This window comes from Paractinoplanes bogorensis (assembly GCF_018829635.1).
GTDB classification, from domain to species: domain Bacteria; phylum Actinomycetota; class Actinomycetes; order Mycobacteriales; family Micromonosporaceae; genus Actinoplanes; species Actinoplanes bogorensis.
Genome location: NZ_JAHKKG010000013.1, coordinates 68,982 through 93,748, shown reverse-complemented (window position 1 = coordinate 93,748; position 24,767 = coordinate 68,982). Strand labels below are relative to the sequence as shown.

Sequence of the window (24,767 nt, the reverse complement as noted above, 5' to 3'; positions counted from 1 at the left end):
ACTGAATCATGAAGCTGCCGCCGCTGCCCGACACCCTTCCGCGTGCCATCGAGGCCCGCGGCGTGCGGCACAACACGCTGCGCGATCTCGACGTCGACGTCCCGCTGTGGCGCACGGTGGTCATCGCGGGCGTCTCCGGCTCGGGCAAGACGTCCCTGGCCATGGGCACCCTGTATGCCGAAGGTCTGCACCGTTTCCTCGAGGGGCTGAGCACCTACAGCCGGCGGCGGCTGACCCAGGCCCAGCGCCCCGACGCCGACCGGATCGACCATCTGCCGCCCGCCCTCGCCTTGCGTCAGCGCCCGCCGGTGCCCGGCCCGCGCAGCACCGTGGGCACGATGAGCGAGGTGCTCAACGTGCTGCGGCTGACCATGTCGCGGCTCGGCACCCACCGCTGCCCCAACGGTCACGACGTGCCGCCGTCGATCGCCACCCAGGCCATGGAGATCGGGTGCCCGATCTGCCACGTGCGGTTCGAGGCGCCGGGGGCCGAGTCGTTCGCTTTCAACTCGTACGGGGCCTGCCCGCGCTGCACCGGCATCGGCACCGTGTTCGAGGTCGACCCGGAGACCCTCGTCCCCGATCCCGCGAAGACGATCGAAGAGGGCGCGGTGCTGCCGTGGAACGTGGGCGGCCGGCGGTTGAGCATGTACGCGGCGGGTGAGCTCGGCGTCCGGCTCGACGTCCCGTACGGGAAGCTCTCGAAGAAGGAGAAAGAGCTCGTGATGGCCGGCGAACCGGTCAAGCAGCAGGTGGTGGTGTCGGGCAAGAACGGGCGGCCGGTGCAGCTGAACGTGACCTACGACAACGCCGTGACCGCCGCGACCAAGTCGGAGAACAGCAAGTATCTGACCTCGCACACGTGCCCGGTCTGCCACGGCACCCGGCTGCGTCCCGAGGCTGTCACCTCACGGCTCGGCGGGAGGAACCTGGCCGAGATCAGCGCCCTTGATCTCGAGTCGCTGCAGAGGTGGAGCCAGGAGCTGCCGCCGCTGATGCCGGCCGAGCTGAGCCGCCTGACCACCGGCCTGGTCAAGGAACTGGACGGCGCGATCCGGCCGCTGCTCGATCTCGGCCTCGGCTATCTGGGCCTGGACCGGGCCGGCGCCACCCTGTCGACCGGCGAACGGCAGCGCATCGAGCTCACCTCGACCGTACGGTCGAACACCACCGGCATGCTCTATGTGCTCGACGAGCCGTCGGTCGGCCTGCACCCGAGCAACGTCGAGGGGCTGCGCAAGACGATCGGCGCGCTGGCCGGCAACGGCAATTCGGTGGTCATCGTCGAGCACGATCTCGACGTGATCCGCACCGCCGACTGGATCATCGAGATGGGACCGGGCGCGGGCCGGTCGGGCGGCACGATCATGGCCACCGGCACCCCGGCCACGCTGATGAAGGACCGCAAGTCGATCATCGGACCCTTCCTCGCCGGACAGGTCGCCATCGAGCGGGCGCCCCGGGAAACAGGCGCCACCGCCACGATCACCGTCAAGCAGCTCTACAACCTGCGTGACGTGCACGCGGCCTTCGGGATCAACCGGCTGACCGGGGTGGCCGGCCCGTCCGGTGCGGGCAAGACCGCGCTGGTGCTCGACAGCCTGATCCCGGCCGCCCGCGCGCAACTGGCCGGCGACCCGCTGCCCGCCCACGTGAAGGCGCTCGACCTGGGCCCGCTGCGCTCGGTGGTGGAGATCGACGCGACCCCGATCGGCCTCAACGCGCGCTCGACGCCGGCCACCTATTCCGGAGCGTTCGACGCTATCCGTGCCCATTTCGCGGCCGCGTCCGGGCTCGGGGCCGGCCACTTCTCGTTCAACACCCGGGACGGCCAGTGCCCGACCTGCAAGGGCCTGGGCTCGATCGATCTCGACGTGCAGTACCTGCCCGACATCAACGTGGAATGCCCGCAATGTCACGGGGCGAGATTCAACGACGATTCCCTTTCCGTACGGGTCGACTCGCGCACCATCGCCGACGTGCTCGACCTGACCGTCAGCGAGGCCCTGTCGCTCTACGCCGAGGTGCCGGCCATCGCCCGCCCGCTGCGACCGATGGCCGACGTCGGTCTCGACTACCTGCGCCTGGGCGAGCCGACCCCGTCGCTGTCGGGCGGCGAGTCGCAGCGCCTGCGCATCGCCGCGCGCCTGCGCAGCAGCCAGCGCAACGTGCTCTACGTGCTGGACGAGCCCTCGACCGGACTGCACCCGGTCGACATCCGTACGCTGGCCGGCGTCTTCGACCGTCTGCTGGACGACGGCGCCACGATCGTCGTGATCGACCACGATCTGGACGTCCTGGCCGCGGCCGACCACGTCATCGACATGGGCCCGACCGGCGGCCCCGGCGGCGGCCGCATCGTCGCCCAGGGCACCCCGGCCGAGGTCGCCGCCGACCCGCACAGCGTCACCGGCCCCTACCTGGCCGAGCATCTGGCCCGCCGCCCCTGACCGCGGGCACCACGAGACGACGATGCTGACCGGGTGACGACGTCTCCGGGACTGAGCGCCGACCGGCGCTGGACCGTGCTCGCGGTGTGCGCCCTCAGTCTGGGCCCGCGCTGACCGACGCAGTCTGGGCCCGCGCTGACCGGGGCCGTCAGCGGCTCGTGCGTCAGCGGTCAGCGCCGAGCGGCACCCTCGGCGCATGACTTCTCCTGCCATCGTGGCCGACGGGCTGCGCAAGACCTACCGCGGTAAGGCCGCACTCGACGGGTTCGGGCTGACCGTGGCCACCGGCACCGTCTGCGGGCTGCTCGGCCCCAACGGCGCGGGCAAGACCACCGCCGTCCGCATCCTGGCCACCCTGCTCGACTTCGACGCGGGGCGGGCCGAGGTGGCCGGGGCCGACGTCGCCCGCGAGCCGGGCCTGGTCCGCGAGCGGATCGCCCTCACCGGCCAGTACGCGGCGGTCGACGGCTCGCTCACCGGGCGGCAGAACCTGGTGCTGTTCGGCCGTCTGCACCACCTCGGCCGGCGCGCCGCCCGGGCCCGGGCCGACGAGCTGCTCGACCAGTTCACCCTGACCGAGGCGGCCGACCGCTCGGCGTCCGAATACTCGGGCGGCATGCAGCGCCGGCTCGACCTGGCGGCCAGCCTGATCCGAGCGCCGCGGGTGCTGTTCCTGGACGAGCCGACCACCGGCCTCGATCCGCGCAGCCGCAACCAGGTGTGGGACACCGTCCGCAAGCTGGTCGCCGACGGCACCACCGTGCTGATGACCACGCAGTACCTGGACGAGGCGGACCAGCTCGCCGACCGCATCTCGGTGGTGGACACCGGCCGGGTCGTCGCCGAGGGCACCCCGGACGAGCTCAAGGCCACCATCGGCGCCGACCGGCTCGAGGTCGTGGTGCGCGACGCGGGCCGGCTGGCCGACGCGGCCGCCGTGCTGACCCGGGTCGTCGGGGCCGAGGTCGGCACCGACCCGGACACCCGGCAACTGCGGGCACCGGTGACCGACCGGGTCACCGCGCTGATCGAGGCGGCCCGGGCGCTGCGCGGAGCCGGGATCGCGGTCGACGATCTGGGCGTCCGCCGGCCTACCCTGGACGAGGCGTTCCTGCAGCTCACCGGGCACGGTGCGGCATGACGACGCTCGCCGACGGCTGGGTGATGACCGGCCGCTACCTGCGCCACGTGATCCGCGAACCCGAGCAGATCGTCATCTACTTCTCGCTGCCCGTGATGTTCGTGCTCGTCTTCGGCTACGTGTTCGGCAGCGGCATGGCCGTCGGCGGCGACAGCTACCGCGAGTTCCTGCTGCCCGGTGTCTTCGTGATGACCCAGCTGTACGGGCTGGGCGCCACCGCCACCGCCATCTCGCTGGACATCAGCCGGGGTGTGGTCGACCGGTTCCGATCGATGCCCACGGCCCGGTCGGCGCTCATGGTCGGCCGCAGCACCGCCGACCTGACCCGCGCGCTGCTCGAGATGGCCGTGCTGATCGTGTGCGGCCTGCTGGTCGGCTGGCAGGCGCACCGGGGCTTCGGCCCCGCACTGGCCGCGATCGGCCTGATCCTGCTGCTGCGCCTGGCCCTGACCTGGGTCGGCATGTTCCTGGGCAGCGTCGTGAAGAACCCGGACACGGTCAGCGTGATCGTCTTCCCGCTGGCCTTCCCGCTGACCGCCCTGTCCAACGTGTTCGTGGCTCCCGAGCAGATGCCGGCCTGGCTGGGCGCGATCAGCCAGTGGAACCCGATCTCGGCCACCGTCGCCGCCGCCCGCGAGCTGTTCGGCAACCCCGGCCTCGGCAGCGACGCCTGGCCGGCCGAACACGCGATGCTCCTGGCGGTGGCCTGGCCGCTGCTGCTGATCGCCGTCTTCGCCCCGCTCGCGATCCGCCGCTACCGCCGGATGAGCAGGTGAGCAGGTGCGAACTATTCCGGCGGGCGGCGCATGTCCCAGGCATCGGTTATCAGTTCTCGCAGACGAGAAACGGTCACCTCGGGCAACCGGCACATCACGAAGGGCAACCCGTCGTACGAGGGAATGGTGAAGAAAAGGTCGGGCTCGCCCAGGACGAGGGCCTGTTTCTCGGCCTCGTCGCCGACGTAGAGGACCGCGATGTCGGTGCGGATGACCCGCGGCTTACCCGGCTCACGCTGCGGATACGACCAGACGAAGCCGCGATTGCCGACCCGGAAGTCGAACCCGTCGCTGTCGATCTCGACCGTTCCGGCCAGGGCGAGCGCCAATCGGCGTACGTCGTCGGCGTCGGCCACCGCTATTCCTTCCGCGCGTGTTGAATGCGCGACTGATGCTATGGCACCACGAGGCGGACTCCGGGATCTGTGCGTAGTATGCGTCGGCACAGTTGTAACAGCAGGGGAACCGAGGAGCACGATGCCGCTAACTCCAGCCGACGTCCACAACGTGGCGTTCAAGAAGCCGGCCATCGGCAAGCGCGGGTACGACGAGGAGGATGTCGACGCGTTTCTCGACGAGGTGGAGCAGGAACTGATCCGCCTTCTCGAGGAGAACCGCGCCCTCGCCGACCAGGCCCAGCGCCCCGGCCCGGCCGGACCGGCCGCCTCCGGCCCGGGCAACCGCGCGCTCGAGGCCGAGCTGTCCGACCTGACCGCCCAGCTGGGCCGGCTGCAGGAGGCCCGGGCCCGGGCCGAGCAGAACGCCCGGAGCATGCAGACGCAGCTCGACCGCGCCCGCCGTGAGACCCCGTCGGCCCCGCCGCCGCAGGCCGTCGAGGCCGACTCGCCGGTGCTGATGATGGCCCGCCGCACCGCCGACGACCACATGCGCGACGCGCGGGCCGAGGCCGGCACGCTGATCGAGAACGCCCAGGGCGAGTCCGACAAGATCACCAGCGACGCGCAGCTGACCGCGAGCACGATCGAGAGCGACGCGCGCCGCAAGCACACCGAGTCGATGAACGGCCTGGTCGACAAGCGCAACTCGCTGCTCGACGAGATCGACAAGCTGGGCCGGCTGGCGCAGACCTATCAGCAGGCCCTGGGCGACCACGTCCAGCGTCAGCTGCAGGAACTCGACAGCGCGTCGGGCCGCGAGCTCGACTGACGGACCGCCGCCCCCGGGTATTCTGACCGGCCATGAAGACGGTGAGCCGCCGGCTCGCGCTGTGGCGCTCGGATCTCGAGGGCGGCGTGTGCGCGGCCCCCGAAGAGGGGGCCTCGGAAACCCGGGTACGGGTCGTGATCGAGCACCGCGGCGAGCGCACGGAGTTCGAGAGCGATCTGCAGCAGGACGTGGAGTGGCAGTTCGGCGGGCTGACCTGGCCGGCCGACCTGCCGCCGGGCACGTTCGTCACCGTCAGCTGGCATCCGCCGCACGGCGAGGCCACGATCCGCACCGAGCCGCTCGAGGAGCCGCTGAGGGTCGACGGGGTCGAGTATTTCTGCGCGTACGACCCCAAGGTCGTCACCCGCGACTCCCGGCCCGACAAATCGAACCGTTCGCAGGTGCTGCACGCCGTCCGCAAGCTGGGCCGGGTCTTCGACGACGGCAGTGCCGTGCTGACCGAGGAACTGCTGGCCAAGCGGTCCGGGCTGGGCCGTGGGCAGAAGGGCGCGTTCCTGCTCAAGAACGCGATCGACCAGCTGATCCGCGAGGGGTTCCTGACCCGGGTCACCGGCAGCGTCGACTCGGCCGGCCACCCGTCCTATCCGCCGGCCGACCGGCAGGCCGAGGCCGACATGGTGTTCTACGCGCCGATGGTCGAGCCGATCCCGGTCGAGTCGCACCGCGGCGAGCACTGGGTCACCGGTTTCATGCGCAAGCTGCCGCGTGGCGCCCAGCCGACCCAGAAGCAGCTCGACCTCTATCACCGGGCCCGCCAGTTCTCCGACATCGGCCCGTTGAAGCCCGGCTACACCTTCGTCCAGAAGCACCACCGCAACGGCTAGCCGATGATCACGGTCTGCAGTTCGGTGAACGCCTCCATCGGGTGGGCGCCGCCGACCCGGCCCAGGCCGCTGTCCGAGCCGGAGCGCCCGCCGAACGGCAGGTGACTCTCCCAGTAGTTGGTCGACTCGTTGACGTTGACCCACCCGGTGCGCACCGAGTCGGCGAACTCGAGCCCCGCCCGCAGATCCTCCGTGTAGATCGCGGCCAGCAGCCCGTACGGGGAAAGGTTGGTCATCTCGATCGCCTCGGCCAGTGAGCCGATGCCGACGATGGGCGCGACCGGGCCGAACGTCTCCTCGGTGGCGACCATCGAGTCGGCCGGCACCCCGTCGAGCACGGTCGGCGCCCAGTAGAGATCGGTCGGCCGTGTCGTGTCGCGCGCGCCGCCGGTCAGCAGCGTCGCCCCGCGGGCCAGGGCGTCGGCCACGTGGGCGTCCATCTTGGCCGCGACCCCGGCGTTGTTGAGCGGCCCCATCGTGGTGGTGTCGTCGAGGGGATCACCGAGCCGGATCTTTTCCCGTACGGCCGAAGTGAGCCGGGCCGCGAACTCCGCGCGGACGTCGTGGTGCACGAGCAGCCGCTCCCCGGCCGTGCAACTCTGCCCGGCGCAGAGGAAGCAGGCGGCCAGCGCCCCCTCGACCGCGCGATCCAGGTCGGCGTCGGCCAGCACCACGAGCGGACCGTTGCCGCCCATCTCGAGCAGCGTCGCCTTGCCCGCGGCGGCGCTCGCGACCAGCCGGCCGGTGGCGGTCGAGCCGATGAAGGCGACCGCGTCGATGCCCGGGTTGCGGGCGATCTCGTCGCCGACGACCGGCCCGGGACCGGTGACCAGGTTGAGCACGCCCGGCGGCAGGTCGGCGTCGGCGATGCAGCGGGCCAGCGCGACCGCGGCGACCGAAGTGGACGGAGCCGGAGTCCACACCACTGTGTTGCCCGAGGCCAGCGCGGGGGCGATCAGCTCGGCCGGCATGGTGTAGGGCCAGTTCCACGGGGTGATCACGCCGACCACGCCACGCGGGCGCCGGATCAGCAGCGCCCGCTTTCCCGGTGAGAACGAGTTGGGCAGCCCGCCGCTCAGGCGCTTGCCGTCCTCGGCGGCCATCCGCCAGTACGTGACCAGCTCGTCCACCTCGTCGTAGGCCTCGGCCCGCAGCGGCTTGCCCTGATCGAGGGTGAGCGTGCGGGCCAGCTCGTCACGGCGCGACTCGATCACGTCGGCCACCCGGTGCATCAGTGCGGCCCGCTCGAACGCGGTCCGACGCGCCCAGCCCGGAGCGGCCTGGCGCGCGATCGTGATGGCGGACCGGGCGTCGTCCCGATCCGCTTCCGGTACGCCGCCCAGTTCCTCCCCCGTGGCCGGGCTGGTCGCCATGGTGGTCCGGTGGGAACGCGCGGGCACCCAGGCGCCGCCGACGAACATCAAGTGGTCCACGCGGCCAGGCTATCGGCGGTCATCACACGGTGATAGGTGCGAACTGGGCTGTGTCGCGGGCCACGCGGCGACGTACGGTACTTCGACAGCCTTCGATCCGGAGCCGCAGCCCCGCGTTCCGGGCCGAACGACCCCCCGAAAGGAGTCGGCGTGCGTATCCGCATCGTCGTCGCTTCGCTTGCCGCCGCCCTCACCGGCGCCGTCGCCATCCCCTCGGCCGCGTCCGCCGCGGTCGGCGACCCGACGCCCAACATCATCGGTGGCGGCACGGTCTCGTCCGCGCCGTGGGCCGCCGCCGTCCTCAGCAACGGCAGCTTCACCTGCTCGGGCACGATCATCTCGGCCAACTACGTGCTGACCGCGCGGCACTGCATCTCGGGCACCATGTCGGTGCGGGTGGGCAGCGTCAACCGCACCTCGGGCGGCACGACCCGCGCCGTGAGCAGCACGTCGACCCGCTACGACCTGGCCCTGATGCGGCTCGCGTCGCCGATCACCACGTCCTACATGCCGCTGTCGAGCGCGTACCCGCCGGTCGGCTCGACCAACTCGATCTACGGCTGGGGCATGACCTGCTACAGCGGCTGCAGCGCCTCGACGACGCTGAAGACCGCCACCGTGCAGGTCACCTCGACCAACCAGACCGACGCGTACGGCGGTCGCGCGATCGGCAGCACCCGGATCAACGGCAACGCGTGGCGCGGCGACTCGGGCGGCCCGCAGGTCTACAACGGAGCCCAGGTCGGCGTGGCCTCCACGGCCGACGGCACGGCTCGCCAGTACTACGGCAGCGTCGCCTACAACCGCTCCTGGATCACGTCGGTCGCCGGCATCTGACGGTCGTTCATGCAGAGGGCGGCGTGCCGGTCGGCGCGCCGCCCTTCCGCACGACCAGGTAGCCCTGCGGCGTCCGCTCCTCCCCCTCGGGCGGCCGGTGCCCGTGGAAGACCACGGCGAACCCGGCCGCCGTGAAGCGTTCCTCCATCTCGGCGGCCGACAGCCAATACGCGTCGAACTCGACGCCGACCGTGCGCCCGCCCCGCCAGAGGCTGCCGTCGCCGTTCTTGTAGGCGGTCACCAGATAGCCGCCGGGCCGCACGACCCGCGCCAGCTCGGCGAACGCCGTCTCGCGCGAGGAGGGCGGCAGGAAGATCAGCGAGTACCAGCAGACGACCCCGGCCAGCGACCCGTCGGCGAACGGAAGATCGCGCAGGTCGGCCACCTCGTACGGGAAACCGGGGTTGTCCCGGCGTGCCACCTCGACCATGCCCGGCGAGAGGTCGACCCCGCGCGGCCGCACCCCGCGGCCGGCCAGGTAGGGCTCGAGCCGTCCCGTGCCGCAGCCGACGTCGGCCACCTCGGTGCCGAGGCCCGCGGCCAGAGTCAGTTCGCAGAAGAGGTCGAGGACGGCCCGCTCGATCGGCATGCTCTCCAGCAGCCCGGCCAGGTGCTCGGCGTAGAAGGGGGCGAGCACGTCGTGTGCGTCCCGCAATTCGTCGGTCTGTGCATCCACGCCCGGCACCTTAGCGAGGGGGTTTGTGGACAGCGGGTACTACAGTGCCGACGACGCAAAAGCGACATAAATCACCGACAATGGCCGGAAGCAGCGTTCAGCCATTTCTCAGCGAGGGGTGGGCACCATTCCCGGGAATGGTCGCGCAGGATGAGTGTGGAATGAGAAAGCCCCCGAAAACGGGCACTGGACTGGGCGCGGGTTCGATCTCTGTCGAACAATGAGGGCAGCGCGCGACGCGAGCATCCCACTACCCTGCGTACGGAAATGGGGCCTTTTGAATCCCCAACGTTGTCGGGAGGTTACTGCTCGTTCAGCGGGGTTGACTATTGGATCGTGACCATATATCTGTTCTGACGGCGTTGAGCCCGGCGCGGGCGGTCTCCATACTTTCTTCGGCGGCCTAACGCCCGTGTCACACGAGGGAGCCATTACATATGTCGGCAGGGACCGCCACGCGAGGCGATCGTGACTCACGCCGGGGCAATACCTATGGCGGTGGCGGAAACGGCGTGAAGGGCAAGAAGACGTCGAAGCGCCACAAAGCGCCGATGTGGGCCAAGGTGCTCACTTCCTTCGGCGCGATCCTGGCCCTGGTCGGTGTGGGCGGCATCGTGGCCGTGAAATACTTCCTCAACCAGCTCACCTCGAACATCCAGACCACGTCGAGCGTGCTCGACAACGACGGGCTGGGCAGCAAGACGGTCGCGGCGGGCAAGCTGCCCGCGGGCGCGATGAACATCCTGATGCTGGGGCTGGACACCCGCACCGGCTGGAGCGAGGACGACGCCCGCTCCGACACCATCCTGATCCTGCACATCACCGCCTCGCACGACCAGGCGTACATGATCTCGATCCCGCGCGACACGGTCACGAAGATCCCGGCCGACGACGAGATGGGCTTCCGGGGCACCACCGACAAGATCAACTCGGCCTACTTCTTCGGGGCGCAGGGCGGCCGGGGCTGGCAGGGCGGCGCCAAGCTGTCGACCAAGGCCGTGCACGAGCTGACCGGCATCGAGTTCGACGGCGTCACGGTGATCGACTTCAACGGCTTCAAGGGCATCCTCGAGGCGATGGGCGGCGTACGCCTCTGCGTCGACAAGCGGATGTGGTCGAGCCACTACGTGGTCAACAACGGCAAGGTGGAGTACGCGCACGGCGCCGACCCGAAGTCGCCGCCGCGCAACGCGCTCTGGTTCGAGAAGGGCTGCCGCGACATGCAGCCGTGGGAGGCGCTCGAGTTCTCCCGCCTGCGCCACTCGACCAACGGCGACTACGACCGCCAGCGCCACCAGCAGCAGCTGCTGCGCGCGATGGCCAAGAAGGCCAGCAGCGCCGGCATCATGGGCAACCCGACCAAGGTCTCCAAGATCCTCTCGGCGGCCGGCAAGTCGCTCAAGATGGACACCCACAACGTGCCGGTGGAGAACTTCATCTTCGGCCTCAAGGGCCTGGCCGCGGGTGACCTGATCCCGATCAAGACCAACGGCGGCACCTTCGCCCAGGGCGAGAACGGCGGCGAGGGCATCACCAAGGACACCCGCGACCTGTTCGAGGCGACCAGCGCCGACCGGCTGCCGGAGTTCCTGGGCCGTCACCCCGAGATGCTGATCAGTGACGGAACCGCCACCAGCTAGTCCCCACGGCATTACCGAGCGCCCCGGAAACAGTTCCGGGGCGCTTCGCGTACGAAGGAATCCGTCGTTGCTGTACGCGATGACGGATAATTACGCACCGAGATCATGTCGTAACAATTCGGGGGTACGGTCCCCACCCATGATTCGGCGGAGTTGCCTGGCCACGCTGTGTATAACAACGGTGGTCGCGGTTTCGGGCTGCGGCTCGGACAGTAACAACGAGATGGTTTTCGGTGGCGACCCGGTTACGCTGTGTGTGCGCCTGCCCGAGGAAACCTCCATGGTGGTCAGTGAAGTCGTGCGCGCGCCCGCCGGCGCCGACCTCAAGGTCCAGAAGATCGGGCTGGTCGGCGCCCAGAACGTGTCGGCCAAGGACGCCTTCATCGTGCCGCTCGGCAGTGGCCGCAGCCCGATGGGCAACACCCCCTATCCCCCGGCGGCCAACATGACCTGGGAAGCGCGGGTGCCGGCGGTCAACGCCACGATCAAGGCCGGCGAGGACGCCAACCTGCTGCTGGTGGTCAGCCGCAGCGGCGCCCTCGACGGCTCGGCCACCGGCATGCGGCTCGACTGGGCCGGCGGCTCCAAGACCAACACCACGTCGTACCAGTTCCGCTCGGTCTGCGGCGGCGCATAAAGGCCAGGCGTCGCAGATCAGCGCAGCGCGGGCAGCACCTTGGCGCCGAATGTCTCGATGAACGGCGTCAGGTCCTGCCCCACGTGATGCAGATAGATGCGGTCGAACCCGAGAGCGGCGTATCCGCGCAGCTTCTCGGTGTGCTCCTCGAGGTCGGCCGAGATGTTCACGACCTGACCGACCTGGTCGACCGTGACGTTCTCGCTCACCACGTCGAAGTGCTCGACCGTCTCGAGGTCCCAGCACACCGGCGGCGCGAAGATGTTGCTGCGCCACTGGTCGTGGGCGATCGCCTCGGCCTCGTGCATGGTCGGCGCCCAGCTCAGGTGCACCTGCAGGCAGATCGGGCCGCGCCCGCCGGCGTCCCGGTAGGCCGTGATCATCGAGCGCAGGTGCTCCTCGGGCGCGTTCACCGTCACCAGGCCGTCGGCCCAGCCGGCGCACCAGGCCGCGGTCTTCGTGCTGACCGCGGCGCCGATCAGCAGCGGGGGCGACGACGGCCGGGTCCACAGCCGGGCCCGGTCCACCTTGACCAGTCCGTCGCGGGTGACCTCCTGGCCGGCCAGCAGGTCGCGGATGACGCCGACGCTCTCCAGCAGGCGGGCCTCGCGGACCTCCTTGCGCGGCCACGGCTCGCCGGTGATGTGCTCGTTGCTGTATTCGCCGCTGCCCAGCGCGGCCCAGAACCGGCCCGGATACATCGCGCCGAGCGTGCCGATGGCCTGCGCGACGATCGCCGGGTGATAGCGCTGGCCGGGGGCGTTCACGACACCGAACGAGAGATTCGTGGCCTGCAGCGCGGCGCCGAGCCAGGACCAGGCGAACGCCGACTCACCCTGCCGGCTGCTCCACGGCGAGAAGTGGTCGGAGCACATCGCCGCGTCGAAGCCGGCGCGTTCCGCGGCGACGACGGCGGCGAGCAACTCGGCGGGCGGGATCTGCTCGTGCGAGGCGTGGATTCCGTACTCCGTCATGGACTCCACCTACCCAGTGCGTACGGAGTCCATCCGGGCAGACATTCAAATTTCCCTTTCCGCCTGACCCCGGAGAGCAATTGATCGTGTACGTTTCGCCGAGCGCATTCGCACCGCGTCACTCAAGGAGCACACCATGCGCCGGACCCTGGCCGCCGCCCTCGCCGTGATTCTGCTGGCCGGCACGGCCGCCTGCAACGATGACAAAGACCGGGCGGACGCCGGCGCGAACCTCACGAAGATCAACGTCGGGGTCATCCCGATCATCGACGTCGCGCCGATCTATCTGGGTAAGAACAAGGGATTCTTCGCCAGCCGGGGCATCGACCTCACGCTGTCGCCCGAGCAGGGCGGCGCGCCCATCGTCGAGGGTGTCCTCGGTGGCAAATATCAGTTCGGGTTCAGCAACGTGACCTCGTTGCTGGCCGCGCAGGCCGGTGGGGCGCCGCTCAAGGCGGTGGCGAGCGGAGTCGCCTCGAACGGGCGGACCGGGCGTGACTTCTCGGCGATCGTGGTGCCCGACGGCAGCCCGATCCGGTCGGCGAGCCAGCTGGGCGGCAAGCGGATCGCCGTCAACATCCTGAAGAGCCTGGGCGACACAACCGTCCGGCAGTCGGTGCGCCGGGCCGGCGGCAACCCGAAGAACCTGCAGTTCAAGCCGATGGCGTTCCCCGAGATGCCGGGCGCGCTGCAGAGCGGACAGGTGGACGCGGCCTGGGTGGTCGAGCCGACGCTGAGCGCCGTGCTGACCCAGGGCGGCCAGATCCTCGCGTCGAACTTCGTGGACACCGCGCCCAACCTGACCGTGGCGCTCTACTTCACCAGCCAGGGCACGATCACGGCCAAGTCCGATCTGGTCACCGCGTTCACCGAGGCGATCAAGGAGTCGCTGCGCTATGCGGCCGCGCACCCCGAGGAGGTGCGCGACGTGGTGGGCACCTACACCCAGATCACCGACACCGTGCGGATCGCGATGATCCTGCCGAGCTGGCCCGAAGACATCAACCGCCCGTCCATCGAGCGGGTGGCCCAGCTGGGCCAGCGGGACGGCATCTTCAAGAAGCCACCGGTGCTCGACCAGTTGCTGCCATAAGGCCAGTTATGAAACAGGCCTTACGTCAGGGGCCGGTCCTGGGCGGCTCGCCGAACGCCTCGCGGTAGGCGGTCGCGAACCGTCTCGGCCGGACGAAACCCCAGCGGCGGGCGACCCCGGCGACCGTCGTGCCGTCACCGGGCCGGGCCGCCCGGAGCTGGGCCCGGGCCTGCTGCAACCGGACCCGGCGCAGGTAGCCCGACGGCGTGGTGTCGGCGTAGCGGCGGAAGGCCTCCTGAAGGGTCCGGGAGTCTACTCCCGAGGCGGCGGCGATCTCCGACACGGTCAGGGGCCGGCCCGCCTCGGCCTCGATGAACGCCGTGGCCCGGCGGACCACGGCCGGCCCGGCCGACCCGGCCACGGGCATGCGCGAGGCAGTCATCGTCGTGTTGGGGAAAGCGCGCAGCAGCGCGGCCATGGCCAGGCGCAGCAGTTGCTCGGCCAGCACGGGTGGGATGTCCCGGTCGGGGTCGTTGAGGTGGTCGACCAGGAACGCGACCGTGGCCGCCCAGCTGTCGTTGAGCGCCTGGTTGCGCGGCACCCAGGACAGGAAGCGCAGGTCGACCGGGGCCAGGCCGGTGATCTCCTCGGCCAGCCCGGCCAGCCCGGCGAACGGCAGCCGCACGAGGGACTTCGCCGGCTCGACGTTGTCGAAGACGAGCGTGGTGCCGAGCGGGTAGAGGAACCCGTCGCCGGGGCCCTGGGTGTGTTCCTGGGAGCCGCCCTGGAACATGCCGTGCCCGTGCAGCCACACCCCGGCGATCAGCTGGGGTCGCGGGGTCATGGTGGAGCCGTAGCGGACCCCGTGGGCGGCGACGACGTCGGTACCCCAGTCGGCCAGGTGGGCCGAGCGTACCGAGAAGCCGACGGACGGCCGGTCGGTGATCGTGATGCGGGGCCGGTGGTCGGCGATCCGCATGATCGCGTCGACGGCGACGTCCTGGTCTCGGGTCCGCAGCTCGGTGCGGACGGGCCGGTCGGGCTTCACAGATCCCTCCTCTCCGACACGATGTGTTTCACCGGTCAGAGCACACCTCAAACGATTGCATAAGGCGTTTCACCGTTCGTCAAGGCCCGCCCGGGTGGTTCGTTCATGATGGGATCGTGCGGTTCCGATGGCTGGGCGCGGTCGCGCTGGTCGCCGTCGTGCTGCTGGCGGTGATCGGGTGGCGGGTCTTCCGAGGTGATCCGGCCGACGACGGGCCGCGTCCCGACCAGGCCCGACCGGGCCCGATCCTGCTCGTCCCCGGTTACGGCGGCAGCCGGACGGGCCTGAGCCGGCTGGCTCAGCGCCTCACCGCCGAGGGCCGGACGGCAACCGTTCTCACCCTTCCCGGTGACGGCACCGGCGCCCTCGAAGAACAGGCCGTGACGCTCGACACAGCGGTCACCGACGCTCTGAACGCGGGCGCGCCGAGCGTCGACGTGATCGGATATTCGGCCGGCGGCGTCGTCACCCGGCTCTGGGTCGAGAACCACCACGGCGCCGAGAAGGCCCGCCGGGTCGTCTCGCTCGGCTCGCCCCTGCACGGCACCCGGCTGGCCGGGCTGGGCGCCGCGTTCGCCCGCGGCTCGTGCCCGGTCGCCTGCCAGGAACTCGCCCCGGACAGCGATCTGCTCGACGGCATCGACGGCGCGCTGCCCGCCGGTCTGCCCTGGCTGTCGATCTGGACCACTCTCGACGAGACCGTCCAGCCACCCGACTCGGCCCGGCTCGACGGCGCGGTCAACCTGCCGTTGCAGGACCTCTGCCCGGCCGCGCGTACCGGGCACGGCGAGCTGCCGACCGACCCGTACGTGACCGCGCTGGTCCTCGATGCCCTGAGCGCGGACACCCTGATCCAGCCGTCGGCCTGCCCTAGGGTGTGAACCCGGTCCGCACGTCGGCACCGGCCGACAGGAGCAACTGCAGGAGCAGCCGCGCCTTGTACGGGTGCAGCTCCCCGGCCGGGATCAGCCCCCGCCCGACGAGATCGCGCTCCGAGCCCGGGAACCCGTACGTCTCCACGCCCACCCATCCGGCGCCGGTCCGCGAGGCCAGCACCACCGGCATCCGCCCCGCGAGCGCCCCGAGCGGTTCGACCCACCCGGCCGGCACATGTCCCACGCCGAAGCCCGCCACAACCAGACCATCAAGGCTTTCCCCGTACGCCCGCAGCAGTCCCCCGTCGTCCCCCAGTGTCGCCACACACAGGCCGACCCGTGCGAGCGCCCCGGACGGCACCGGCACCCGGCGACGGCCCGAAGGCCGGTTGACGATCCGCACCCGCCCCTCGGCGACGTACCCGAGCGGCCCGCCGTCCGGCGACACGAACGCCCCGGTGCTCATCGAGTGGGTCTTGGCCACCCGGGCCGCGGCGTGGATCTCGTCGGCCAGCACCACGACGCAGCCCAGCCCACGGCTCGCCGGCGAGGACGCCACCCGGACGGCGGCCAGGAGGTTCGCCGGTCCGTCGGCGCCCGGCAGCATCGGGTTGCGCATCGCGCCGGTCACGACGATCGGCTGGTCGCCGTCGTGGAGCAGGTCGAGCACGTACGCGGTCTCCTCGATCGTGTCCGTGCCCTGGGTGACCACCGCTCCCACCGCCCCTGCGGCGAACTCCGAGGCGAGCCGGGCGCGCAACTTGAGCAGGTCGCCGAGGTCGAGGTGCGCACCCGGCACGTTCCGGATGTTCGCCACCCGCAGGGGCAGCGACCCGAGGGCGGGCACGGCGGCCACGAGATCCTCCGCGCTCAGGGCGGGCGCCACTCCCCCGTCCGGCGTGGTGGTCATCGCGATGGTGCCGCCGAGCCCGGCGACGAGAACGTGGGTCACCACCCGATCATGTACCAGGCGGCGCTCTCGCCGGGCACGGTGTCCGCGGTCGCGTACGGGTCGCTGGCCAGCAGCAGTTCGGCCGGGTCGACCCGGACCGGGGTGTTGTTCAGGTTGACCACGCAGCGGAAGGCCGGTCCGCGGCGGAAGGCGAGCACCCCCTCGGGCGCGGGCAGCCAGGTCAGCGAGGCGGTGGCGAGGGCCGGGATCTGGTGCCGCAGGGACAGGGCGGCCCGGTGCAGGTTCAGGGTCGAGCCGGGGTCGGCGGTCTGGCGTTCGACGGTCAGGGACTTCCAGTCGGACGGCTGGGGCAGCCACGACTCGTGGCCGGGGCCGAAACCCAGCGACGGCGCCGAGCCCGACCAGGGCAGGGGCACCCGGCAGCCGTCGCGGCCCCGTTCGGCCCCGCCGGTGCGGTAGAAGACCGGGTCCCGGCGTACGCGATCGGGAAGGTCCTCGACCTCGGGCAGGCCCAGTTCGTCGCCCTGGTAGAGGTAGGCACCGCCGGGCAGGGCGAGCATCATCAGGGCGGCCGCCCGGGCCCGCCGCACGCCCAGCGGACCGCCGCCGTAGCGGGTCACGTGGCGGACCTCGTCGTGGTTGGACAGCACCCAGGTGGGCGGGGCGCCGACCGTCTCGAGCGCGCCGATACTGTCGTCGATCGCGGTGCGCAGGGCGGTCGCGTCCCACGGCGCCTTGAGCAACGCGAAGTTGAAGGCCGTGTGCAGCTCGTCCGGCCGCAGATAGAGCGCGAGCCGCTGGACGCTCTGCACGACGATCTCGCCGACGAACATCCGGTCGCCCGGATAGTCGTCGAGCACCCGGCGCCAGCCCCGGTAGACGTCGTGCACCTCGTCGACGTCCCAGTGCGGGTGGGCGGCGCCGGGCCGGGTCAGATGCTCGCCCAGGTCGGGCATCTGCGGGTCCTTGGCCAGGCCGTGCGCGACGTCGATGCGGAAGCCGTCGACCCCGCGGTCGAGCCAGAACCGCAGGATCGAGTGGAACTCGGCGCGCACCTCGTCCGAGGTCCAGTCCAGGTCGGGCTGCTCGGGCGCGAACAGGTGCAGATACCACTGGCCGTCCGGCGCCCGGGTCCACGCCCGGCCGCCGAAGTTGCTGGTCCAGTTGTTGGGCGGCTGGTCGCCGGCCGGGCCGCGGCCGTCCCGGAACAGGTAGCGGCGACGGGCCGCGCTGCCCGGCCCGTCGGCCAGCGCGGCCCGGAACCACGGGTGCTCGTCCGAGGTGTGGTTGGGCACCAGGTCGATGACGATCCGCAGCCCGAGCGCGTGGGCGTCACGGATCAGCGCGTCGGCGTCGGCGATGGTGCCGAACCGGGGGTCGACGTCGCGGTGGTCGGCCACGTCGTATCCGTTGTCGGCCTGCGGCGACGGATAGAACGGGTTGAGCCAGACCGCGTCGACCCCCAGATCACGCAGGTAGGGCAGGCGGGACCGGACGCCGGGGAGGTCTCCGATCCCGTCGCCGTCCGCGTCGGCGAAACTCCAGACGTACACCTGGTAGAACACCGCGCGGCGCCACCACTGCGTACGGCTCATGGGGTGACCGGGTCGGACGACGTGTCCATCCGCTCGCGCAGCTCCTCCTCCTCGAGGGTGGCCAGGTCGGCCGCGGCCGCCTCGTCCCGGGTCAGGTTGGTTCCGGTCCGCGGGTCGAACAGGTGCATGCGGGTGGTGTCGGCCCAGAACTCGCCCTCGTGGTTCTCGCGCAGCCGGCTCATGGCGTCGATCGACACGATCAGCTGGGTGCGCAGCGCCTCGCTGTCGAGCTCGGCGGCCAGGTCGGCCAGCTGCTTGGTGACCTCCGCGTTGGCCTCGAACGGGATGTACGCGTACTGGGAGTCGCCCAGCCACTCGGTGACGTCGACCTTGGCCCGGAACTTGGCGCCCCGCTCCCGCTTCGCCGCGTCCAGCATCCGGGCGTCCTCGAAGTGCTCGGGCCGGATGCCGGCGATCAGCAGCTGCCCGTCGGTGACCTTGTCGGCCGCGATGGCGGGCAGGTCGACCTCGAGGAAGGGCAGCTTGAGCCGGTTGCCCGAGACCACGGCGGGCAGGAAGTTCATCGGCGGGGAACCGATGAACCCGGCCACGAACATGTTGACCGGCTGCTCGTACAGCTCGCGCGGCGAGGCCACCTGCTGCAGCAGACCGCGGCGCAGCACGGCCACCCGGTCGCCCAGGGTCATCGCCTCGGTCTGGTCGTGCGTGACGTAGACCGTGGTGGTGCCCATCCGCCGCTGCATGCGCGAGATCTCGGTGCGCATCTGGCCGCGGAGCTTGGCGTCCAGGTTGGACAGCGGCTCGTCGAACAGGAACGCGTTGACCTGACGGACGATGGCCCGGCCCATGGCCACCCGCTGGCGCTGACCGCCGGACAGGTTGGCCGGTTTGCGGTCGAGGTGCTCGTTGAGCTCGAGCATGTCGGCCGCCTCCTTGACCCGGCGGCGGATCTCGTCCTCGGTGACCTTCTTGTTCAGCCGCAACGGGAACGCGATGTTCTCGAACACGGTGAGGTGCGGATAGAGGGCGTAGTTCTGGAACACCATGGACAGGTTCCGGTCGCGCGGCGCCTTCTCGTTGACCCGGTCCCCGCCGATCACCATGTCGCCCGAGGTGATGTCCTCGAGCCCGACGATCATGCGGAGCAGGGTCGACTTGCCGCAGCCGGAGGGCCCGACCAGGATCATGAACTCGCCGTCGGCGATGCTCAGGCTGATGTCGTTGACCGCCTTGAAGCCGTCGCCGTACTCCTTGACGATGTTGCGCATCTCGATGGCTGCCACGGAAACGTCCTTTCAGCCCTTGACGGCGCCGTTGGTGAGACCGGCGACGATCTTGCGTTGGAAGAGCAGCACGAGGACGACCACCGGGATGGTGACGACCACGGCGGCGGCCGCGATCGGCGCGGTCGGCTGCGAGAACTGCGAGGCGCCCTGGAAGAACGCGAGCGCGGCGGGCACCGGACGGGCCGCCTCGCTCGAGGTGAGCGTGATGCCGAAGACGAAGTCGTTCCACACCGCGAAGAAGGTGAGGATGGCCGCGGTGAAGACACCCGGGGTGGCCAGCGGGACGATGACCCGGCGGAACGCCTGCCAGGCGGTCGCCCCGTCGACCTGGGCGGCCTGCTCCATCTCCCACGGGATCTCGCGGAAGAACGCGGCCAGCACGTAGACCGCCAGCGGCAGCGAGTAGGACAGGTACGGGATGATCAGGCCCAGCCAGGTGTCGTAGAGCCCGATGTTGCGCCACAGGTCGAACAGCGGCGTCGCGATCGCGATGACCGGGAAGACCGTGATCGCCAGGGCCACCCCGAGCACCAGCCGCTTGCCCGGGAACTCCAGGCGCGAGATGGCGTACGCGGCCAGGGTGGCCAGGATGACCGAGATGGTGGTGGCGATCAGCGACATGCCCACCGAGTTGCGCAGGGCCGTGGTGAACAGGTCGGAGGCGAACACCGTCTTGTAGTTCTCCCAGCTCCACGTGGTCGGGAAGAACTGGTTGTTGGTGATGTCGTCGCCCTCCTTGAAGGAGAGCGAGATGATCCAGATGACCGGGATGATGGCGTAGGCGATGATCAGGATCGCCCCGGCGATCCAGAACGCCTGCGTACGGCGGCTGACCTTCACTTCTTGACCCCCCTCTGCTGCGACAGGTCGGTCTTGAAGACCTTCACGAACATCACCGCGATCAGGACGACGAGGATGGCCAGGATGACGCTGACCGCCGAGCCCAGGCCGACCATGACCCGGCTGATCGTCTGGCGGTAGGCCAGGAACGACAGGGTCTCGGTGCTCTGCGCGCCGGCCGTCATGATGAAGACGCTGTCGAAGATGCGGAACGCGTCGAGCGTGCGGAACAGCAGGGCCACCATGATGGCGGCCTTCATGTTGGGCAGGATGACCCGCTTGACGCGCTGCCAGGCGGTGGCCCCGTCGACCTTGGCCGCCTCCAGGTAGTCGTCCGGGATCTGGGCCAGACCGGCCAGCAGCAGCAGCGACATGAACGGCGTGGTCTTCCAGATCTCCGCGACGCAGACCGTGAACAGGGCGGACCAGGTGCCGCCGAACCAGTCGAAGTCGCCCAGCCCGAACAGCCCGTTCACGAAGCCGTAGGTGTTGCTGAAGGCATAGGCCCAGGCGTACGAGGAGACGACCGTGATGATCCCGTACGGGACCAGGATCGCCACCCGCAAGGCCGTGCGCAGATAGAGCGCGCGGTGCATGACCATGGCCAGCGCGAAGCCGAGCACCAGCTCGACCGACACGGTGACCACGGTGATGATCACCGTGACGCCGAACTGCTTCCAGAACAGCCCGTCGGTCAGGATCGTGACGTAGTTGCCGAGGAAGACGAAGCTGCGCCCGGACGGATCGGTCAGCCGGAAGTCGAACAGGGACAGCCAGATGGCGTTGAGGATCGGATAGCCGGTGACCGCCACCATGGCGATGAACGCCGGGCCGGCCAGCATCCAGCCGAGGTTGCGTTCCTTACGCGTACGGTCGGTCAGCCGCACCCGGCGCGCCGAGCGGGTCTCCTTGGGCGGACGGGGAGGCGCGGCGGAAGTGGTGGTACTCATGGCCGCTCCCTAGATCAGTTTCTTGTTGGACAGGACGTCCTCGAGAAGCTGGTTGGCCTCCCGGGGGGTGGAGTCGGGCGACAGCGCGTCCGGCGGGTGGAACGCGGTCTGGATCGAACCCGTGACGTCGCCGTAGTAGGGGCTCACCGGGCGGGGCGTCGCCGCGTCCAGGCCGGTGCGGATCTCGTCGGCCATCGGGAACTTCTCGCGGATCTCGGGGTCGTCGAAGACCGACTTGAGGGCGGCCGGGTTACCCGCCTTGATCATGAATTCCTTCTGGCTCTGCTCCGACACGAGACACCGGATCGCCTGCACGGCGAGGTCCTTCTTGCGGCTGTAGGAGCTGATCGACAGGCCGAGACCGCCGGACGGGGCCGCGCTCTCGGTGCCGGCGTCGACTCGCGGATAGGCGGCCCAGCCGACGTCGTCCTTGAAGTTGGCCGGGAGTGAGCCCTCCTCGATGGCCGAGTCCATGGCGGCCCAGACGTACGGCCAGTTGACCATGAACCCGCCGTTGGCGGCCTGGAACGCGGCCCGGGAGTCCTCCTCGCCGGCCGTGCTGAAGCCGGCCGGGGCGGCCGGCGAGACCGCGAGTTCGTGCATGATGCGCGCGGCGTTCTGACCGGCCGGGCTGTTGATCCCGCCCTTGACCTCGTTGGCCGGCAGGTTCTCGGAGCCCGGCTGCAGGATCGAGCCGCCGCCGGACGCGATGAGCGCGTTGACCCAGACCATCAGGCTCTCGTTGCGCCGGCCCTGTGCGGCCAGGGTGACCCCGGCCTGGGTGGCGCCCTTGATCAGCTGGTCCCAGGTGACCGGGCCCTTCGACGGGTCGACGCCCGCCTTGGCCAGCACCGACTTGCGGTACCAGAGCAGCTGGGTGTTGCCGTAGAGCGGGGCCGAGTAGAGGGTGTCGCGGAAGGTGGACTGCTTGAGCGGGCCGTCGAGCACGCCGGTCGAGAACTCGGTCCGCTCGGCCGCGGTGAACGGCCGCAGGAACTTGGCGTTGGCGAACTCGGCCATGAACGGCGGGTCCACGCTCACGATGTCCATCGAGCGATCCTCGGCGGCGAGCCGCCGCAGCAGCTGCTCGCGCCCGCCGGCCGCGGTGTTGGGCAGCCGCTGGATGTTGAAGGCGAAGGCGCCGCCCGACTCGGACGCGCAGCGGGTGGCCACGTCCTCCTGGGCGGCATCGGCGATGTAGTAGGTGAGGGTGGTGGATCCGCCGTCGCCCCCACCGCATCCGGACAGGACGGAGGCGAACAGGACGAGAGCGGAGCCTGCCGCCCACTTCTTCTTGAGCACGGTCGGTCGTCCCTTCTGCAGTGAAGGTCGCTTGGAACCGCTTGCAGATCTCACCCTCATTGTGATGTGCGTCATATGTCAAGAGTCACTATGTGCACGCACTGCGTGATCGGAAACGTTTCCAGTCGGGGTTAAGCTGATCGCTGTGCCGCCTCAGACGAGGATCAACATGGCCGATGTCGCACGCCGCGCCGGTGTGTCGATGGCGACCGCCTCCCGCGCGCTCAGCAACCACCCGCACGTCGCCGCCGAGACCCGGCGGCGCGTGCTGGCCGCCGCCGAGCAACTGTCCTATGTGATCTCACCCGAGGCGTCCCGGCTGGCCGGGGGCACGACCGGCCGGGTCGCGGTGGTCGTTCCGCACCTGTCCCGCTGGTTCTTCGCGACCCTGCTCGACGGGCTCGAGTCGGTGCTGCGCGAGGCCGATCTCGACGTGCTGCTCTACCACGTGGGCGACGCCGACGACCGCCGCGACTTCTTCCACCGGCTGCCGGCCCGGCGCAAGGTCGACGCCGTCGTCGTGCTCGGCATGCCCGTGGCCGACGGCGAACGGGAGCGCCTGGAATCGATGGGCGTGCACATCGTGGCGGCCGGCGGCCAGGTCGAGAATTATCCGTACGTCTCGATCGACGACGGCGAGGCCGGCCGCCAGGCGGTCGACCACCTGCTGCTGCTCAAACACCGGCGGATCGGCATGATCGCCGCGGTCGACCCGACCGAGCCCGGCTGGCCGGCCAACCCCGGCCGCAGCCGGGCCTACCACGAGGCCCTCGCCGCGGCGGGCCTGCCGGCCGACCCGGGCCTGGTCGTCACCGTGCCGTGGGGCGGGCTCAGCGGCGCCGACGCGATGGCCCGGCTGCTGAGCCTGCGCGAGCCGCCGACGGCCGTCTACGCCCACTCCGACGAGGTGGCGTTCGGGGCGATCCACACGCTGCGCCGGGCCGGGCTGCGCATCCCCGGCGACATGTCGGTGGTGGGCATCGACGACCACCCGATGGCCGAGCTGGCCGACCTGACCACGGTGGCCCAGCCCGTACGGGAGCAGGGCACCGCCGCCGGCCGGCTGCTGCTGTCGCTGCTCTCCGGGGCCGAGACGGGCGGCGGGCTGACCGTGCCGACCCGGCTGGTCGTACGCGGCTCGACCGCTCCCCCACGCCGCTGAGACCGGCTCGCGCAGCTGAGAATCATGCGTTACTGCAGCTCCTGGGCATCTGCCGCGTTGTCGCATGCCTACCCTGGCGCCTAGCATCGGGCCATGTCCGACCACCAGCACCACCACCATTGGCCGACCCCGCATTCCCACGACAGCGCCGACAAGGTGGACTCCGCGCTGGAGTCGTCCCGGGAGGGTCTGCGGGCGCTCTGGATCTCGCTCGTCGCGCTCGGCGTCACGGCGGCTCTGCAGGCCGTGGTCGTGGCGCTCTCGGGATCGGTGGCGCTGCTCGGTGACACGTTGCACAACGTGGCCGACGCGCTGACCGCCGTGCCGCTGGGAATCGCGTTCGTGCTCGGACGGCGGGCGGCCACCCGGGCCTACACCTACGGTTTCGGCCGGGCCGAGGATCTGGCCGGCGTGGTCATCGTGCTGGTCATCCTGGGCTCGGCGGTGCTGGCCGGATGGACCGCGGTCGACCGCCTGCTGCACCCGCGCGAGATGACACACCTGCCCTGGGTGCTGGCCGCCGGCGTGATCGGTTTCGCCGGCAACGAACTGGTGGCCCGCTACCGCATCACGGTCGGGCGCCGCATCGGCTCGGCCGCGCTTGTCGCCGACGGATTGCACGCGCGCACCGACGGCTTCACCTCACTCGCCGTGGTACTCGCCGCAGCCGGCGCCTGGGCCGGATGGAGCTGGGCCGATCCCGTGGTCGGCCTGGCCATCACCGCCGCGATCGCCTTCGTGCTCAAGGACGCCGCGCGCGAGGTCTACCACCGCCTGATGGACCGCGTCGACCCAGCGCTGGTCGACCAGGCCGAGTGCGAGCTGCGCACCGTGCCGGGCGTCCGGGACGTCACCGGTGTCCGGCTGCGCTGGGTCGGGCACCGCCTGCAGGCCGAGGCCGGCATCGTGGTCGACGAGAAACTCACCGTCGTCGCCGCGCACGAGATCACGGCCGATGCTGAGCATCGCCTGAAGCACCGCGTGCCCCGCCTGACCACGGTGACCATGCACGTCGATCCGGCCACGCCGGGCCGGCACCTCAACGCGACGCCAGTGTCCTAGCAGACCCGGTCGCCCGGCGCGACCCCGAAACACCGGCTGGACGGACCGTCCGGAAAGACGTTCAGACGGAAGATCGTAGCCACGCCGGGGCATCTCACAAGTCGGGAGAGGCAGGAGTTGAATGTGTTTCTTCATTGAGTAGTCTGCACGCCGTCGTCTTGTGA

Annotated in this window: 23 protein-coding genes; 12 read left to right on the top strand and 11 right to left on the bottom strand. The window is 70.4% G+C overall.

Translation table 11 applies throughout. The features are described from left to right. The first annotated feature begins 8 nt into the window (after positions 1 to 8). The 3 genes from KOI35_RS36170 (at position 9) to KOI35_RS36160 (ending at position 4,367) form a co-directional block, all read left to right on the top strand. Positions 9 to 2,450, top strand: coding sequence for an excinuclease ABC subunit UvrA (locus KOI35_RS36170; protein WP_215793206.1), 2,442 nt, complete (start codon positions 9 to 11; stop codon positions 2,448 to 2,450). Between the two features lie 196 nt (positions 2,451 to 2,646). Further along, the gene (locus tag KOI35_RS36165; RefSeq protein ID WP_215793205.1) at positions 2,647 to 3,591 is read left to right on the top strand and encodes an ATP-binding cassette domain-containing protein; all 945 of its coding nucleotides are present in this window, start codon (positions 2,647 to 2,649) and stop codon (positions 3,589 to 3,591) included. Then, positions 3,588 to 4,367 carry an ABC transporter permease gene (locus KOI35_RS36160; RefSeq protein WP_215793204.1) on the top strand — a complete coding sequence of 260 codons (780 nt, stop codon included), beginning with the start codon at positions 3,588 to 3,590 and terminating at the stop codon, positions 4,365 to 4,367. Before KOI35_RS36165 ends, KOI35_RS36160 begins: the two co-directional genes overlap by 4 nt. Before the next feature lie 11 nt (positions 4,368 to 4,378). Here the strand turns inward: KOI35_RS36160 and KOI35_RS36155 are convergent, their stop codons facing one another. Next, entirely contained in the window at positions 4,379 to 4,723 is a 345-nt protein-coding gene (locus tag KOI35_RS36155; RefSeq protein WP_215793203.1) for an MmcQ/YjbR family DNA-binding protein, read from the bottom strand. A 121-nt stretch (positions 4,724 to 4,844) separates the two neighbouring features. Here KOI35_RS36155 and KOI35_RS48590 point away from each other — a divergent pair, with 121 nt between their 5' ends. Then, positions 4,845 to 5,534, top strand: a complete 690-nt coding sequence (locus tag KOI35_RS48590; protein ID WP_215793202.1) for a DivIVA domain-containing protein — start codon at positions 4,845 to 4,847, stop codon at positions 5,532 to 5,534. A gap of 32 nt (positions 5,535 to 5,566) precedes the next feature. Then, positions 5,567 to 6,379 carry a hypothetical protein gene (locus KOI35_RS36145; protein WP_215793201.1) on the top strand — a complete coding sequence of 271 codons (813 nt, stop codon included), beginning with the start codon at positions 5,567 to 5,569 and terminating at the stop codon, positions 6,377 to 6,379. Here the strand turns inward: KOI35_RS36145 and KOI35_RS36140 are convergent. Further along, the gene (locus KOI35_RS36140; RefSeq protein ID WP_215793200.1) at positions 6,376 to 7,812 is read right to left on the bottom strand and encodes an aldehyde dehydrogenase family protein; all 1,437 of its coding nucleotides are present in this window, start codon (positions 7,810 to 7,812) and stop codon (positions 6,376 to 6,378) included. The two genes, KOI35_RS36145 and KOI35_RS36140, sit on opposite strands and share 4 nt — an antisense overlap. Before the next feature lie 150 nt (positions 7,813 to 7,962). On the opposite strand from KOI35_RS36140, the gene KOI35_RS36135 reads away from it, so the two are divergent. Further along, the gene (locus tag KOI35_RS36135; RefSeq protein WP_215793199.1) at positions 7,963 to 8,649 is read left to right on the top strand and encodes a S1 family peptidase; all 687 of its coding nucleotides are present in this window, start codon (positions 7,963 to 7,965) and stop codon (positions 8,647 to 8,649) included. A gap of 7 nt (positions 8,650 to 8,656) precedes the next feature. On the opposite strand, the gene KOI35_RS36130 is transcribed toward KOI35_RS36135, so the two are convergent. Continuing rightward, complete coding sequence (locus KOI35_RS36130; protein ID WP_215793198.1) at positions 8,657 to 9,325, bottom strand: class I SAM-dependent methyltransferase; 669 nt, start codon at positions 9,323 to 9,325, stop codon at positions 8,657 to 8,659. 512 nt (positions 9,326 to 9,837) lie between these two features. Here KOI35_RS36130 and KOI35_RS36125 point away from each other — a divergent pair. Continuing rightward, positions 9,838 to 10,965, top strand: a complete 1,128-nt coding sequence (locus tag KOI35_RS36125) for an LCP family protein (RefSeq protein ID WP_215793197.1) — start codon at positions 9,838 to 9,840, stop codon at positions 10,963 to 10,965. A 280-nt stretch (positions 10,966 to 11,245) separates the two neighbouring features. Continuing rightward, positions 11,246 to 11,602, top strand: coding sequence for a hypothetical protein (locus KOI35_RS36120; RefSeq protein ID WP_215793196.1), 357 nt, complete (start codon positions 11,246 to 11,248; stop codon positions 11,600 to 11,602). 17 nt (positions 11,603 to 11,619) lie between these two features. On the opposite strand, the gene KOI35_RS36115 is transcribed toward KOI35_RS36120, so the two are convergent. Beyond that, on the bottom strand, positions 11,620 to 12,576 hold the full coding sequence (locus KOI35_RS36115) for a TIGR03885 family FMN-dependent LLM class oxidoreductase (RefSeq protein WP_215793195.1): 957 nt from the start codon (positions 12,574 to 12,576) through the stop codon (positions 11,620 to 11,622). Between the two features lie 136 nt (positions 12,577 to 12,712). Between KOI35_RS36115 and KOI35_RS36110 the strand changes: the two genes are divergently transcribed. Next, a complete protein-coding gene (locus KOI35_RS36110) occupies positions 12,713 to 13,669 on the top strand; it encodes an ABC transporter substrate-binding protein (protein ID WP_215793194.1) in 957 nt (318 codons plus the stop codon). A 25-nt stretch (positions 13,670 to 13,694) separates the two neighbouring features. Here KOI35_RS36110 and KOI35_RS49130 read toward each other — a convergent pair whose 3' ends face one another. Continuing rightward, positions 13,695 to 14,657 carry a helix-turn-helix transcriptional regulator gene (locus tag KOI35_RS49130; RefSeq protein WP_215793193.1) on the bottom strand — a complete coding sequence of 321 codons (963 nt, stop codon included), beginning with the start codon at positions 14,655 to 14,657 and terminating at the stop codon, positions 13,695 to 13,697. Positions 14,658 to 14,773: 116 nt separating this feature from the next. Between KOI35_RS49130 and KOI35_RS36100 the strand changes: the two genes are divergently transcribed. Continuing rightward, entirely contained in the window at positions 14,774 to 15,538 is a 765-nt protein-coding gene (locus tag KOI35_RS36100; protein ID WP_308121303.1) for an esterase/lipase family protein, read from the top strand. Here the strand turns inward: KOI35_RS36100 and KOI35_RS36095 are convergent. From KOI35_RS36095 to KOI35_RS36070, 6 genes are read right to left on the bottom strand one after another with little or no spacing between them, the layout of a single operon-like run. Next, positions 15,528 to 16,484: an asparaginase gene (locus tag KOI35_RS36095; protein ID WP_308121302.1), complete on the bottom strand. Its 957-nt coding sequence runs from the start codon at positions 16,482 to 16,484 to the stop codon at positions 15,528 to 15,530. The genes KOI35_RS36100 and KOI35_RS36095 overlap by 11 nt on opposite strands. Next, on the bottom strand, positions 16,481 to 18,040 hold the full coding sequence (locus KOI35_RS36090; protein ID WP_215793192.1) for a glycoside hydrolase family 13 protein: 1,560 nt from the start codon (positions 18,038 to 18,040) through the stop codon (positions 16,481 to 16,483). Before KOI35_RS36090 ends, KOI35_RS36095 begins: the two co-directional genes overlap by 4 nt. After that, positions 18,037 to 19,284 (bottom strand): ABC transporter ATP-binding protein, encoded by a 1,248-nt coding sequence (locus KOI35_RS36085; RefSeq protein ID WP_369076861.1) that lies wholly within the window; start codon positions 19,282 to 19,284, stop codon positions 18,037 to 18,039. Before KOI35_RS36085 ends, KOI35_RS36090 begins: the two co-directional genes overlap by 4 nt. 12 nt (positions 19,285 to 19,296) lie before the next feature. Next, positions 19,297 to 20,127, bottom strand: a complete 831-nt coding sequence (locus tag KOI35_RS36080; protein WP_308121301.1) for a carbohydrate ABC transporter permease — start codon at positions 20,125 to 20,127, stop codon at positions 19,297 to 19,299. Next, positions 20,124 to 21,077, bottom strand: coding sequence for a carbohydrate ABC transporter permease (locus KOI35_RS36075; protein ID WP_215793191.1), 954 nt, complete (start codon positions 21,075 to 21,077; stop codon positions 20,124 to 20,126). Before KOI35_RS36075 ends, KOI35_RS36080 begins: the two co-directional genes overlap by 4 nt. A 9-nt stretch (positions 21,078 to 21,086) precedes the next feature. Further along, the gene (locus tag KOI35_RS36070; RefSeq protein ID WP_215793190.1) at positions 21,087 to 22,379 is read right to left on the bottom strand and encodes an extracellular solute-binding protein; all 1,293 of its coding nucleotides are present in this window, start codon (positions 22,377 to 22,379) and stop codon (positions 21,087 to 21,089) included. A 169-nt stretch (positions 22,380 to 22,548) separates the two neighbouring features. Between KOI35_RS36070 and KOI35_RS36065 the strand changes: the two genes are divergently transcribed. Then, positions 22,549 to 23,541 (top strand): LacI family DNA-binding transcriptional regulator, encoded by a 993-nt coding sequence (locus KOI35_RS36065; protein ID WP_215793189.1) that lies wholly within the window; start codon positions 22,549 to 22,551, stop codon positions 23,539 to 23,541. Between the two features lie 93 nt (positions 23,542 to 23,634). Further along, positions 23,635 to 24,603: a cation diffusion facilitator family transporter gene (locus KOI35_RS36060; protein ID WP_215793188.1), complete on the top strand. Its 969-nt coding sequence runs from the start codon at positions 23,635 to 23,637 to the stop codon at positions 24,601 to 24,603. The last annotated feature ends 164 nt before the right edge of the window (positions 24,604 to 24,767 follow it).

Excerpts from the sequence above, each read along its gene's own strand:
- KOI35_RS36170 (WP_215793206.1), top strand. The coding sequence starts at position 9 with ATGAAGCTGCCGCCGCTGCCCGACACCCTTCCGCGTGCCATCGAGGCC.
- KOI35_RS36165 (WP_215793205.1), top strand. The coding sequence starts at position 2,647 with ATGACTTCTCCTGCCATCGTGGCCGACGGGCTGCGCAAGACCTACCGC.
- KOI35_RS36160 (WP_215793204.1), top strand. The coding sequence starts at position 3,588 with ATGACGACGCTCGCCGACGGCTGGGTGATGACCGGCCGCTACCTGCGC.
- KOI35_RS48590 (WP_215793202.1), top strand. The coding sequence starts at position 4,845 with ATGCCGCTAACTCCAGCCGACGTCCACAACGTGGCGTTCAAGAAGCCG.
- KOI35_RS36145 (WP_215793201.1), top strand. The coding sequence starts at position 5,567 with ATGAAGACGGTGAGCCGCCGGCTCGCGCTGTGGCGCTCGGATCTCGAG.
- KOI35_RS36120 (WP_215793196.1), top strand. The coding sequence starts at position 11,246 with ATGGTGGTCAGTGAAGTCGTGCGCGCGCCCGCCGGCGCCGACCTCAAG.
- KOI35_RS36115 (WP_215793195.1), bottom strand. The coding sequence starts at position 12,576 with ATGACGGAGTACGGAATCCACGCCTCGCACGAGCAGATCCCGCCCGCC.
- KOI35_RS36110 (WP_215793194.1), top strand. The coding sequence starts at position 12,713 with ATGCGCCGGACCCTGGCCGCCGCCCTCGCCGTGATTCTGCTGGCCGGC.
- KOI35_RS36090 (WP_215793192.1), bottom strand. The coding sequence starts at position 18,040 with ATGAGCCGTACGCAGTGGTGGCGCCGCGCGGTGTTCTACCAGGTGTAC.
- KOI35_RS36075 (WP_215793191.1), bottom strand. The coding sequence starts at position 21,077 with ATGAGTACCACCACTTCCGCCGCGCCTCCCCGTCCGCCCAAGGAGACC.
- KOI35_RS36065 (WP_215793189.1), top strand. The coding sequence starts at position 22,549 with ATGGCCGATGTCGCACGCCGCGCCGGTGTGTCGATGGCGACCGCCTCC.
- KOI35_RS36060 (WP_215793188.1), top strand. The coding sequence starts at position 23,635 with ATGTCCGACCACCAGCACCACCACCATTGGCCGACCCCGCATTCCCAC.